At 70.6% G+C, this 12,709-nt stretch carries 13 protein-coding genes; 12 read left to right on the top strand and 1 reads right to left on the bottom strand.

Features of this window, described 5'->3' with window-relative positions:
* Positions 1–174: 174 nt before the first annotated feature.
* From LNW72_RS23740 to LNW72_RS23720, 5 genes are all read left to right on the top strand, one after another.
* Complete coding sequence (locus LNW72_RS23740) at positions 175–1,395, top strand: sensor domain-containing protein (RefSeq protein ID WP_250977240.1); 1,221 nt, start codon at positions 175–177, stop codon at positions 1,393–1,395.
* Positions 1,396–1,499: 104 nt separating this feature from the next.
* Complete coding sequence (locus tag LNW72_RS23735; protein WP_250977239.1) at positions 1,500–2,813, top strand: sensor histidine kinase; 1,314 nt, start codon at positions 1,500–1,502, stop codon at positions 2,811–2,813.
* 250 nt (positions 2,814–3,063) lie between these two features.
* Positions 3,064–3,723, top strand: coding sequence for a response regulator transcription factor (locus LNW72_RS23730; RefSeq protein WP_308402147.1), 660 nt, complete (start codon positions 3,064–3,066; stop codon positions 3,721–3,723).
* Positions 3,724–4,047: 324 nt separating this feature from the next.
* Positions 4,048–5,985 (top strand): 2-oxoacid:acceptor oxidoreductase subunit alpha, encoded by a 1,938-nt coding sequence (locus LNW72_RS23725; protein ID WP_250977237.1) that lies wholly within the window; start codon positions 4,048–4,050, stop codon positions 5,983–5,985.
* Positions 5,978–7,078 carry a 2-oxoacid:ferredoxin oxidoreductase subunit beta gene (locus LNW72_RS23720; protein WP_250977236.1) on the top strand — a complete coding sequence of 367 codons (1,101 nt, stop codon included), beginning with the start codon at positions 5,978–5,980 and terminating at the stop codon, positions 7,076–7,078. Before LNW72_RS23725 ends, LNW72_RS23720 begins: the two co-directional genes overlap by 8 nt.
* A 171-nt stretch (positions 7,079–7,249) precedes the next feature.
* On the opposite strand, the gene LNW72_RS23715 is transcribed toward LNW72_RS23720, so the two are convergent.
* Positions 7,250–7,666: a helix-turn-helix domain-containing protein gene (locus LNW72_RS23715; protein ID WP_138357539.1), complete on the bottom strand. Its 417-nt coding sequence runs from the start codon at positions 7,664–7,666 to the stop codon at positions 7,250–7,252.
* Between the two features lie 119 nt (positions 7,667–7,785).
* On the opposite strand from LNW72_RS23715, the gene LNW72_RS23710 reads away from it, so the two are divergent.
* The 7 genes from LNW72_RS23710 to LNW72_RS23680 all read left to right on the top strand — a co-directional run bounded on the left by LNW72_RS23710 (position 7,786) and on the right by LNW72_RS23680 (position 12,706).
* On the top strand, positions 7,786–8,643 hold the full coding sequence (locus LNW72_RS23710; RefSeq protein ID WP_250977235.1) for an SDR family oxidoreductase: 858 nt from the start codon (positions 7,786–7,788) through the stop codon (positions 8,641–8,643).
* Between the two features lie 150 nt (positions 8,644–8,793).
* Entirely contained in the window at positions 8,794–9,741 is a 948-nt protein-coding gene (gene rarD, locus LNW72_RS23705; protein ID WP_250977234.1) for an EamA family transporter RarD, read from the top strand.
* Positions 9,742–9,827: 86 nt separating this feature from the next.
* Positions 9,828–10,589: a class I SAM-dependent methyltransferase gene (locus tag LNW72_RS23700; protein WP_250977233.1), complete on the top strand. Its 762-nt coding sequence runs from the start codon at positions 9,828–9,830 to the stop codon at positions 10,587–10,589.
* A gap of 161 nt (positions 10,590–10,750) precedes the next feature.
* The gene (locus LNW72_RS23695; RefSeq protein WP_250977232.1) at positions 10,751–10,939 is read left to right on the top strand and encodes a hypothetical protein; all 189 of its coding nucleotides are present in this window, start codon (positions 10,751–10,753) and stop codon (positions 10,937–10,939) included.
* Positions 10,936–11,244, top strand: coding sequence for a hypothetical protein (locus LNW72_RS23690; protein WP_250977231.1), 309 nt, complete (start codon positions 10,936–10,938; stop codon positions 11,242–11,244). Before LNW72_RS23695 ends, LNW72_RS23690 begins: the two co-directional genes overlap by 4 nt.
* Positions 11,244–11,732, top strand: coding sequence for a hypothetical protein (locus LNW72_RS23685; protein ID WP_250977230.1), 489 nt, complete (start codon positions 11,244–11,246; stop codon positions 11,730–11,732). Before LNW72_RS23690 ends, LNW72_RS23685 begins: the two co-directional genes overlap by 1 nt.
* On the top strand, positions 11,729–12,706 hold the full coding sequence (locus LNW72_RS23680) for a hypothetical protein (protein WP_250977229.1): 978 nt from the start codon (positions 11,729–11,731) through the stop codon (positions 12,704–12,706). The genes LNW72_RS23685 and LNW72_RS23680 overlap by 4 nt, the downstream gene beginning before the upstream one ends.
* Positions 12,707–12,709 lie beyond the last annotated feature (3 nt).

The raw sequence follows: 12,709 nt of genomic DNA, 5'->3' as shown, positions 1-12,709 counted from the left end.
TTCCCTCGTTGTCCAGCGATCCCAGTGGATCTTTAGACGATCTATACGGAGGGAGTCTAGGCCCTGACTTGAGCGCGGGAAGCGGCCGTGCAGGCCTCAGGGGGGTTAACCCCACCTTGTCCCGCCCTATGAACCCCATGGCGCTCCGGCCGCCCCTACCGGCAGGCTGGAAGCATGAGCCCGAGTCCTGCTGTCCCGACCTCCGCCGAACCCGCCCCGCTGCCGCCACCGCGGCTCGCGTACGGCGCGGTGACCTGGAAGGAAGTCGGGTACCTGCTGCTGAACCTGCCGATCGTGATCATCGGCTTCGTCTTCGTCGTGACGATGCTGGCGATCGGTATCGGGCTGTCGGTCACGGTGATCGGACTGCCCCTGCTCGCGGGCGGGCTCATCGGCTGCCGGCTGCTCGGCAGACTTGAGCGGGCGCGCGCCCGCGAGATGCTGGGGGTGGTGATCGACGATCCCCGGCCGCTGCGGCCGAGCACCTTCGGCTTCCTGCCGTGGCTGTGGGCGACGCTCAAGGACCCGGTCGCCTGGCGGCACGCGCTGTACTTCGCCATCCGGCTTCCCTGGGGCATCCTCACCTTCACCCTCACCTTCGCCTCGCTCTTCGTCGCCTGGCCCGCGCTCGGCTTCATCGCACGCGGGCTGACCACCGTGGACCGGGTGATGGTGCGGGGGCTGCTGCAACCGTCGGACGAGCTGGAGCAGCGGATCGCCGAGCTGGAGTCGGACCGCGGGGTCGTCGTCGACCACGCGGCGGCCGACCTGCGGCGCATCGAGCGCGATCTGCACGACGGGGCTCAGGCCCGGCTCGTCGCGCTGGCGATGGACCTCGGCCTGGCCAAGGAGAAGCTGCTGGAGGACCCGGAGGCGGCGGCCAAGATGGTGGGCGAGGCGCACGGCGAGGTGAAGATCGCCCTCCAGGAGCTGCGCGATCTGGCCCGCGGCATCCATCCCGCGATCCTCACCGACCGCGGTCTGAACGCGGCGCTGTCGTCGGTCGCCGCGCGCTGCACGGTGCCGGTCCAGGTCGGTGTCGACCTGAACGCCCGGCCCGCGGCGGCGATCGAGGGCATCGCGTACTTCACCGTGTCCGAGCTGCTGCAGAACATCAGCAAACACAGCGGCGCGCGCACCGCCGGCGTCGACCTGTGGCGTTCGCAGGATCGGCTGATGATCCAGGTCAGGGACGACGGGAACGGCGGAGCCGGAACCACCGGCGGTACGGGTCTCGCCGGGCTGACCGAGCGGCTCGACTCCGTCGACGGCCTGCTCGTGGTGGACTCCCCCGTCGGCGGCCCGACGACCATCACCGCGGAACTCCCCTGGCGCGACCGCGAGCAGGCACCGCCCAGGACCGGGTCCGCGCGCCAGGGCCACCTGGCGGGGTAGGGATATCCCCTCCCGAACACGCCGATCCGCACCATGGGCGGGAAAGCGCCGTTCGACCAGGCTGTATGTCATAGGGGAGCAGAAACCAGAGGACGGACGGAACCATGGCTTACGACTTTTCGCCGGCACCGCGCGAGCACCGCGTCCCAGCGGTGCTTCGCGCGCCGTTCGAGGCGAGGACCTGGCGTGAGTTGGCCTACCTGCTGCTGAACCTGCCCATGGGCATCCTCAGCTTCGTCTACGTGGTGACGATGCTCTCGGTCGGTGCCGGCCTCCTCATCACCTTCCTCGGACTGCCGGTCCTGGCCGCGGGCCTCGCGGGCTGCCGGGGCATCGGCATCATCGAACGGGCCCGGTCCCGCGCACTGCTGCGTCACGACGTGCCCGAGCCGGGCCCGGTCCGCGCCGCCAAGGGCGGCTTCATGGGGTGGCTCGGCGCACAGCTCAAGAGCGGCGTCTCCTGGCGGCACGCCCTCTACTGCTTCCTGCACTTCCCGTGGGCGGTCTTCAGCTTCTGCGTCTCGCTCACGTTCTTCTTCTACGGCTGGGGCTTCCTGACCTACCCGCTGTGGCGGTGGATCTTCCCCGTCTACCTCGGCCAGTCGGGGCTGCAGCTGTACGGCGACAAGGACGGCGGCGGCTGGTACCTGCACACCGCCGGCGACATGGTGCTCACCTCCAGCGTGGGCCTGGTCCTCGTCCTCGCCGCCCCGTGGATGTTCCGCGGCATGGCGCACGTCGACCGGCTGATGGTGTCGGGGCTGCTCGGCCCGTCGAAGCTGGCCACCCGGGTCACCGAGCTGGAGTCCGACCGAGGAGTCGTCGTGGACCACGCGGCGGCCGACCTGCGGCGCATCGAGCGCGATCTGCACGACGGCGCCCAGGCCCGGCTCGTCGCCCTGGCCATGGACCTCGGGCTGGCCAAGGAGAAGCTGCTGGAGGACCCGCAGGCCGCGGCCGTCATGGTGGGCGAGGCGCACGGCGAGGTGAAGATCGCCCTCCAGGAGCTGCGCGATCTGGCCCGCGGCATCCATCCCGCGATCCTCACCGACCGCGGTCTCGGCCCGGCCCTGTCGTCGGTCGCCGCGCGCTGCACGGTACCGGTGAGCGTGACCGTGGACCTGCCGGCCCGCCCGGTGCCCGCGATCGAGGGCATCGCGTACTTCACGGTCTCCGAGCTGCTGCAGAACATCAGCAAGCACAGCGGGGCCTCCAAGGCCCAGGTCGACATCTGGCGGTCCGCGGACCGGATGATGCTGTACGTCTCCGACAACGGCGTCGGCGGCGTCGACACCTCGGCCGGTTCGGGGCTGGCGGGGCTGATGGAGCGGCTGGACGCCGTCGACGGTGTGCTGGCCGTCGACTCCCCCGCCGGCGGCCCGACCCGGATCACCGCCGAACTCCCCTGGCGGGTGTGACACCCAGCGGGTTCCCCGGCACCGGCCGGGCCCGCCCCGGGCGTACCCGCCGCCCCTGGAACGCCCCGGTTTCCGCGCGACCTCCACCCGCTGGAACCGCCCCCACCCCACGCCCCTCGTCGCCGGCCGGACCCGGAAATCCTGATCCGTCCGGCGATTGGGGGCGGCAGGCTCCCCATCCCGGGTCCGGATACTGAAATGCTGGGGTGGTCACATCGAATGTGGGGGGCTGGAAAACGTGGGAGACAGGGTGCGGGTCGTCATCGCCGAGGATTCGGTACTGCTTCGGGAGGGCCTGACCCGGCTGCTGACCGACCGGGGTCACGATGTCGTCGCGGGAGTGGGCGACGCCGTGGCACTGATCAAGGTCATCGGAGAAATGGCGGACGAGGGCGATCTCCCCGATGTGGTGGTGGCGGACGTCAGGATGCCGCCCACCCATACGGACGAAGGTGTGCGGGCCGCCGTTCAGCTGCGCCGGGAGCATCCCGGGGTGGGTGTGCTGGTGCTGTCGCAGTACGTCGAGGAGCAGTACGCGACGGAGCTGCTGGCCGGCAGCAGCCGTGGCGTCGGCTATCTGCTCAAGGACCGGGTGGCGGAGGTCCGCGAGTTCGTGGACGCCGTGGTCCGGGTGGCCCAGGGCGGTACCGCGCTGGACCCCGAGGTCGTGGCGCAGCTGCTGGGCCGGAGCCGGAAGCAGGACGTTCTGGCGGGGCTCACGCCGCGCGAGCGCGAGGTGCTGGGCCTGATGGCCGAGGGCCGGACGAACTCCGCGGTGGCCGCTCAACTCGTGGTGAGCGACGGCGCGGTGGAGAAGCACGTGAGCAATATCTTCCTGAAGCTGGGGCTGGCACCGAGTGGCGGGGATCACCGGCGGGTGCTGGCCGTACTCACCTATCTCAATTCATGATCATCTGACAGAGTGTCAGATGCTGGCATGGCGCACCGGCCGTTCGGGCACGGCGCACCACACACCGGTACGGAGCAGCACGCACTGGCATTGAGTCCCACTCATGCGCGCGGTCGTAGAACTGAAGCACCACGCGACAGCGTCGTACGAGTGAGGGCTTGGGGGGCGATCGAACTGTGACACAACGTGGCAGAGAAAAGCTCAGCGCGACGTGCAGGAAGCGGTCAAACCCCAGGAAGGTGACCCTTACCCCCGTAGCATGTGGGTGGGATCAACGGTCATGACCGTGTCCGTGAGCCGCCGCCTCGAAGGAGGTCCGATTCAGTGACCAGCCAGGTCAGCAGCCCAGCCGTAGGACAGCCGCTGCTCGGTGAACAGCGCAAACCGGCCAAGGAGGTCCAGCGGCTGGACCGGGTGATCATCCGGTTCGCCGGGGACTCGGGTGACGGAATGCAGCTCACGGGTGACCGGTTCACCTCGGAGACGGCGTCGTTCGGGAACGACCTCTCCACGCTGCCGAACTTCCCCGCCGAGATCCGGGCACCCGCGGGAACCCTGCCGGGTGTGTCCAGTTTCCAGCTCCACTTCGCCGATCACGACATCCTCACGCCCGGCGACGCGCCCAACGTGCTCGTCGCGATGAACCCGGCCGCGCTGAAGGCGAACATCGCCGATCTGCCGCGCGGCGCGGAGATCATCGTCAACACGGACGAGTTCACCAAGCGGGCGATGGCGAAGGTCGGTTACGCGGCCAGCCCGCTGGAGGACGGCTCGCTGGAGGCGTACGCGATCCATCCGGTGCCGCTGACGAGCCTGACCGTGGAGGCCCTGAAGGACTCGGGGCTGGCGCGCAAGGACGCGGAGCGCGCGAAGAACATGTTCGCGCTGGGCCTGCTGTCGTGGATGTACCACCGGCCGACCGAGGGAACCGAGAAGTTCCTGCGGAAGAAGTTCGCGAACAAGCCCGATATCGCCGAGGCCAACGTCGCGGCGTTCCGGGCCGGCTGGAACTTCGGGGAGACCACCGAGGACTTCGCGGTCTCCTACGAGATCGCCCCGGCCTCCGCCGCCTTCCCGGCCGGCACCTACCGCAACATCTCGGGGAACCTGGCGCTGTCGTACGGCCTGGTCGCCGCGAGCAAGCAGGCCGACCTGCCGCTGTACCTGGGCTCGTACCCGATCACCCCGGCCTCCGACATCCTGCACGAGCTGTCGAAGCACAAGAACTTCGGCGTGCGGACGTTCCAGGCCGAGGACGAGATCGCGGCCATCGGCGCGGCGCTCGGCGCGGCGTTCGGCGGGGCGCTGGCCGTCACCACCACCTCGGGACCCGGTGTGGCGCTGAAGTCGGAGACCATCGGGCTGGCGGTGTCGCTGGAACTGCCGCTGCTGGTGGTGGCGATCCAGCGCGGCGGCCCGTCCACCGGACTGCCGACCAAGACCGAGCAGGCCGACCTGCTGCAGGCGATGTACGGGCGCAACGGCGAGGCGCCGGTGCCGATCGTGGCCCCGGCCACCGCCGCCGACTGCTTCGACGCCGCCATCGAGGCGGCCCGGATCGCCCTCGCCTACCGCACCCCGGTGTTCCTGCTGTCCGACGGCTACCTGGCCAACGGCAGCGAGCCGTGGCGGATCCCCGACATCGACGAACTGCCGGACCTGCGGGTGCAGTTCGCCACCGGCCCGAACCACACGCTGGACAACGGCGACGAGGCGTTCTGGCCGTACAAGCGCGACCCGCAGACGCTGGCCCGCCCCTGGGCGGTGCCCGGCACGCCCGGTCTCGAACACCGGATCGGCGGCATCGAGAAGCAGGACGGCACGGGCAACATCTCCTACGACCCGGCCAACCACGACTTCATGGTCCGCACCCGCCAGGCGAAGATCGACGGCATCGACGTACCGGACGTGGAGGTCGACGACCCGAGCGTCGTCGACGGACAGCCGCACGCCCGCACGCTGGTGATCGGCTGGGGCTCGACGTACGGTCCGATCACCGCCGCGGTACGGCGGATCCGGGCCGGCGGCGGCCAGGTCGCGCAGGCCCATCTGCGCCACCTCAACCCGTTCCCGAGGAATCTCGGAGAGGTTCTGAAGCGTTACGACAAGGTGGTGGTCCCCGAGATGAACCTCGGCCAGCTCGCCCACCTGCTGCGGGCGAAGTACCTGGTGGACGCCCGCTCGTACAACCAGGTCACCGGCCTCCCGTTCAAGGCCGAACAGCTCGCTCACGCCATCATGGAGGAGGGCGCAGATGTCTGAGGCAACCATCGCCGACCACCCCACGCCGGGGCTCCCGGCCCTGTCGTTGGTCCCCAAGTCCGACACCAAGCAGTCGATGAAGGACTTCAAGACGGACCAGGAGGTGCGCTGGTGCCCCGGCTGCGGTGATTACGCGGTCCTCGCCGCCGTCCAGTCCTTCATGCCCGAGCTGGGACTCGCCCGCGAGAACGTCGTCTTCGTCTCCGGCATCGGCTGCTCGTCGCGCTTCCCGTACTACATGAACACCTACGGGATGCACTCCATCCACGGCCGCGCCCCGGCCATCGCCACCGGACTCGCCTCGTCCCGGAGGGACTTGAGCGTCTGGGTGGTCACCGGCGACGGGGACGCGCTGTCCATCGGGGGCAACCACCTCATCCACGCGCTGCGCCGCAACGTCAACCTCAAGATCCTGCTGTTCAACAACCGGATCTACGGTCTGACGAAGGGCCAGTACTCGCCCACCTCCGAGGTCGGCAAGATCACCAAATCGACCCCGATGGGCTCACTGGACGCGCCGTTCAACCCGGTCTCGCTCGCCATCGGCGCCGAGGCCGGTTTCGTGGCGCGCACCATCGACTCCGACCGCAAGCACCTGCAGTCGGTACTGCGCGAGGCCGCCGCCCACCCGGGCACCGCACTCGTGGAGATCTACCAGAACTGCAACATCTTCAACGACGGCGCCTTCGACGCGCTCAAGGACCAGCAGACGGCGCAGGACGCCCTGATCCGGCTGGAGCACGGGCAGCCGATCCGGTTCGGCGCGCCGGCCGAGGACGGTCTGGGCTCCAAGGGCGTCGTCAGGGACATGGCCACCGGCGAACTCAAGGTGATCGACGTGACCGTGGAAGGGACGGCAGGGGTGCTCGTCCACGACTCCCACGCCGCGTCGCCCACCACCGCCTTCGCCCTGTCGCGCCTCGCCGACACGGACACGCTGCACCACACCCCCATCGGGGTGCTGCGCAGCGTCGAACGGCCGGTCTACGACGCCGACATGTCGGACCAGCTGGAGCGGGCCGTCGAGGAGAAGGGCAAGGGCGACCTCGCCGCGCTGCTCGCCGGCCAGGACACCTGGACGGTCGTCGGCTGACGACCGGCACACCACCGCACAGCACCACACCGGCACAGCGCCACACCAGCGCACCGGCACACGACGGAGCGGTCCACGCGGATGCCCGCCCGGGGAGTTCGACGACTCCCCCGGCGGGCATCGCCGTTCAGCGGGCCGGATCGTTCAGCGCTCGTTCGCGGGCCGGTTCGTTCAGCGCGCGGCGTCGTACGTCGCGCGCGCCTCGAACACGTCCGGCAGTGAGCCGCCGATCCAGCAGGCGAGCTCCCAGACGCGCCGCGCGGCGCCCTCACCGAGCGGGGTGAGGGAGTACTCGACGCGCGGCGGGATCACGGGGTACGCCTCGCGGTGCACGAAGCCGTCCCGCTCCAGCGCCTGGAGCGTCTGGGCGAGCATCTTCTCGCTCACCCCGCCCACCTGCCGGCGCAGCGCGCTGAACCGGTGCGTCCCGTCGATCAGCGCGGCGAGGACGAGCACGCCCCAGCGGCTGGTGACGTGCTCCAGCACCACCCGCGAGGGGCAGTCCGCAGAGAAGACGTCGGGAACATCCCGTGGGGGCCCACTGGCGACCAGCTGCTCCAGTGCACTGGGCTCGATACTTACGCTCATGGCAGTACCTTACCTCAAAGTGGGTACTTACGATTAGTTAGTGCAGGTCTTAGGGTGAGTGCATAAGCCGATCCGGCGCGGTCACCCGGCCGAGCCGCTATTACAGGGGAGCACTCACCATGAGCATCGTTGTCACCGGAGCCACCGGACAGCTCGGCCGCCTCGTCATCGACGAGCTGCTGGAGCGCGTGCCCGGCGACCGCATCGCCGCCGTGGTCCGCGACGCGGACAAGGCCGCCGACCTCGCCGCCCGCGGCGTCGAACTGCGGACGGCCGACTACAACAGCCCGGAGACGCTCAAGGCCGCCTTCCGCCCCGGCGACTCCGTGCTGCTGATCTCCAGCAACGATCTGCACGGCCGGGTGGCGCAGCACACCGCGGTGATCGACGCCGCCAAGGAGGCCGGGGTGGCCCGGCTCGTCTACACCGGCATCCTCGGCGGCCCCGAGGCGGACTTCCTGCTCGCGTCCGCCCACCGCGAGACGGAGCAGCTGATCCTCGCGTCCGGGCTGCCGTACACGTTCCTGCGCAACGGCTGGTACACCGAGAACTACACGGGCCGGCTCGACACGGTGCTGGAGCACGGCGCCGTCGTCGGCAGCGCCCGCGAGGGCCGGGTCGCCACCGCCGCCCGCCGGGACTACGCCGCCGCGGCCGCCGTCGTGCTGGCCGGGGACGGTCACGAGAACGCCGCCTACGAGCTGAGCGGCGACAGCGCCTGGACCCTGGCCGAGTACGCCGCCGAAGTGGCGAAGCGCTCCGGCAAGGAGATCGTCTACACCGACCTGCCCGCCGAGGACTTCCGCGCGCTGCTGACCGGTACGGGAATGCCCGCGGACTTCGCCGAGATCTTCGCCGACGTGGACGACGCGATCTCGCGCGGCCGCCTCGCCCTCACCACCGGCGACCTGGCCCGGCTGATCGGCCGCCCGACCACCCCGCTCACGGTGACGCTCGCCGAGGCGCTGAAGGTCTGACCCGCCCGCCGGCCGCACCGCTCCGACCTGCGGATCCCGGACCGGCATCTGTTAAGCCCCGCCTGTCATGACCGTTAAGCAAGACGGCCATGACAGGCGGGGCTCGTCGGCGCTACCTTCGAGCATTGGCGTCTGCCGGAGGAGCATCCGTTGTCGCAACCAGTGAACGAGCACCGCGCGGGCCTTGCGTACGGATTCGGCGCCTATGGACTCTGGGGCGCCTTCCCGCTCTTCTGGCCGCTTCTCGAACCCGCCGGAGCGCTGGAGATCCTCGCCCACCGGATGGTCTGGTCGCTCGCCGTCGTCGCGGTGATCCTGCTGGTCATGCGCCGCTGGGCCTGGATACCGGAGCTGCTGCGGCAGCCCAAGCGGCTCGGCCTGCTCGCGGTCGCCGCCACCGTGGTCTCGGTCAACTGGGGCCTCTACATCTGGGGCGTCAACTCCGGCCATGTCGTCGAGACCTCGCTCGGCTACTTCATCAACCCGCTGGTCACCATCGCCATCGGCGTCCTGGTGCTGCGCGAACGGCTGCGGCCGCTGCAGTGGACCGCGGTCGGCATCGGCGTCGCCGCCGTACTCGTCCTGGCCATCGGGTACGGGCGGCTGCCGTGGATCGCCCTCACCCTCGCCTTCTCGTTCGCCACCTACGGCTTCATCAAGAAGAAGGTCGGCATGGGCGGGCTGGAGTCACTGGCCGCCGAGACCTCCGTGCAGTTCCTGCCCGCGCTCGGCTATCTGATCTTCCTCGGCGCCCAGGGGAACGCCACCTTCACCTCCGAGGGCCCCGGCCACGCCACCCTCCTCATCGCCTGCGGCCTGGTCACCGCCGGCCCGCTCATCGCCTTCGGCGCCGCCGCCATCCGGCTCCCGCTCAGCACCATCGGGCTGCTGCAGTACCTCGCCCCGGTCTTCCAGTTCCTCCTCGGACTCGTCTACTTCCACGAGGCCATGCCGCCCGAGCGCTGGGCCGGCTTCGCCCTCGTCTGGGCCGCCCTCGTCCTCCTCACCTGGGACGCCCTGCACAACGCCCACCGCACCCGCACCGCGGCCCGCGACGCCGCGACGGCGATGGCGGCGAAGGCGTCGGCCCCGGCGTAACCCCGCCCGGTGCCCGCGGCGCGACCCGCCCGGCGCCCCGGGAAATCCGCTGGCCCGTGCCCTGGCGCGGTGTCAGGGTGGGGGGCATGATGCGCAGCTTCGAGGAACTGGTGGCCGAGGCCGAGACCGTGTCCGTCGACGGCTGGGACTTCTCCTGGCTCGACGGGCGGGCGAGCGAGGAACGGCCCTCCTGGGGGTACGCGCGGGCCATGGGTGAGCGGATGGCGCGGGCCACCGCGGCGCTGGACATCCAGACCGGGGGCGGGGAGGTGCTCGCCGGGGTGCCTCGGCTTCCGGCGCTGACGGTCGCCACGGAGTCCTGGCCGCCGAACGTCGCCAAGGCCACCGGGCTGCTGCATCCGCTCGGGGCGGTCGTCGTCGCCGACGAGGACGAACCGCCGCTGCCGTTCGGCGACGCGGCGTTCGACCTGGTGGTGAGCCGCCATCCGGTGACCACGTGGTGGAACGAGATCGCGCGGGTACTGCGGCCGGGCGGAACGTACTTCTCGCAGCAGGTCGGCCCCGCGAGCGTGTTCGAGCTCGTCGAGTACTTCCTGGGCCCGCTGCCCGCCGGGGTACGGCGCGGACGGCATCCGGACGACGCCCGGACCGCGGCCGAGGCCGCCGGGCTGGAGATCCTCGATCTGCGGATGGAGACCCTGCGCACCGAGTTCCACGACATCGGCGCGGTGATCTACTTCCTCCGGAAGGTCATCTGGATGGTCCCGGGCTTCACCGTCGAGCAGTACCGGACCGAGCTGAAGGCGCTGGACGAGCAGATCCGGACGGACGGATCTTTTGTCGCCCATACCACTCGTTTCCTCATCGAAGCCCGCAAAACCTTCTGACGCCGACGCATCCCGATACACCTTCGTCGTGCATCACGCATCCCACAATGACCCCAAATGGGTCATCTGCTGCAAATGGTGCCAACCGCCCATTCTCCTCGTACGGTAAGGGGGTTGAGCATCACTGGGAACAGTGGTGACGTCTATTTGAGGAGGCAACCATGCTTGCTCAGACCTTGCACTCACCCGTTGTCGCACCAGACCCGACGGCACTCGGCCTCGCGATGATGGAGCCCGAGACGGCCCTGAGCGATGCCCCGGTCTACTCGCCGCAGGCCATCGGCGGCGGGATCCTCCTCCTCGGGCTGCTGCTTTCGCCGTCGCAGCCGAAGGAGCCGAAGGACAAGTGAGCTCCGATCGGTCGCGGACGGCGTACGCCGACTCGGCGGCCGACCTGGCTCGCAGTGCCCTCGACGCCCTCCACGGCGCCGGGGGCACGGCCATGGTCGCCGCCCACGTCGAAGGAGCCGAGGACGGTGCGGCGGCGCTCGCCGCCGTCCGGGTCGTCGGGGCGGACACCTTCGCCCCCATCTGCTCACCGGCGCCGCCCTGCACCCCCTGGACGCGGCGGCCGTGGCACGGTCCTTCACCGTCCTCCCGCCCCCGCAGGGCGTTCCCCAGTCGCCGCCCGCCGGGCCGGCCGAGCCGTGGGTGATGGCATGGCGGGACTGGGCCACCGGATCGATGCTGGCGCGCTTCGCCGCGGAGGGCGCGGCGGCCGAGGTGGTGTCGCGGTACGCCGCGCGGCCGGCCGAAGCGCCGCTGCTCGCGCGGCGCGTCGGGCTCCGCCCGGCCGAGGCGCCGTCCCCCGGTCCCGCGCGTGACCTCGGGTGGGCCGAATGGTCCGTGCGGATGGGGCAGTTGTCCTCGCTGGCCCTTCCCGGTCTTGACGGACCCGTGCACGCGGCAGCCCGCCAGGCGCCGTTGGCGCTCGCGCGCGGTGCGACACGTTCGCTGCTGCGCCGCGACTACCCCACGGCGGCACGGATCGCCCGGTGGCTGGCGCTCCTCCAGCACGAGGGGGTGGCACTGCCCCTCGACCCCGTCCCGCTGGTCACGCATCTGCGGATGCTCGGCAACGGACCCCGGCTCGCCCTCGACACCGCGATCGCCGGCAACCTACTCGGACTGGAGCCCGTATGACGGCGTCGGTGACAGCGACCGCCCACCAGGTGAGCACGAAGGCACTGGGCTGGCTGCACGAACACCACCGGCGCGGCGCACTGCCGGAAGGCACCGGCACCGATGTCTCCGACCCTCCCGGCGTCTACAAGGCGATCGGCGAACTGGCCCTCGCCGCCTCCCTGGTGGTGCGCGAGTCCGTGTCCGGCGCGACCGGACTGCGGCAGGCCCGCGACATGATGGACCACGCCTGGGGGCAGTTCGGCGAGGGCGACCTGCTCTACGCGCGGCTGCTGGGGTACCCGCTCATGACGGACTCGCTGGAGACGTACGCGCACCTCGCCCGCGGCGGCTACCGCCATGAGCCGATGCAGCAACTGCTCCGGCAGATCACCGGATTGCGGTCGGTGCGCAGCGTGGAGCACCATCCCAACCGTGCCCTCGCCGTCGCCAACGCGGCGCGCGTCACCGGTCTCGAAGGCACCGGGCGGGCGGGTGACTGGGAGGAGCTGATCCGCGCCACCTGGCTCGGGAACACTCCGGAACCCTGGCTCATCGACTGGCTGACCGGCTACAGCATGACGCACACGGTCTTCCATGTGACCGACTGGGGACGCAGACCGGAGGACCTCCCCGACGACATCGGCGACTACCTCGCCGCGTGGCTCCCGGCCTGGATCGACATCTGGGCCGAGGTCGGCGAGTGGGACCTGCTGGGCGAGCTGATGATCGTCGGCAGCTGTCTGAAGGAGCCGTACCTCGACCCGGGGGCCTGGGAGCTGATGGCCGGCATCCAGCACGAGGACGGCCTGGTGCCACGCGACGCGTCCGCCGTCTCCGACGACCCCGACGACCGGTTCGCGGACCAGCAGCACACGGCGGTCGTCGCCGCGATCGCCGGCACCCTGGCGGTCTCCCGCACCCTCGACGGCGGTTCCGGCGGCGGTTCCGGCGGCGCTTCTCCCGACGCCGACGGCAGTCCGGTTCAGCCGTGACGC

The organism is Streptomyces sp. RKAG293, from assembly GCF_023701745.1.
Taxonomy (GTDB): Bacteria; Actinomycetota; Actinomycetes; order Streptomycetales; family Streptomycetaceae; genus Actinacidiphila.
Note: the sequence above shows the minus strand (reverse complement) of the source record. Positions and strands in the feature narration are given on the sequence as shown.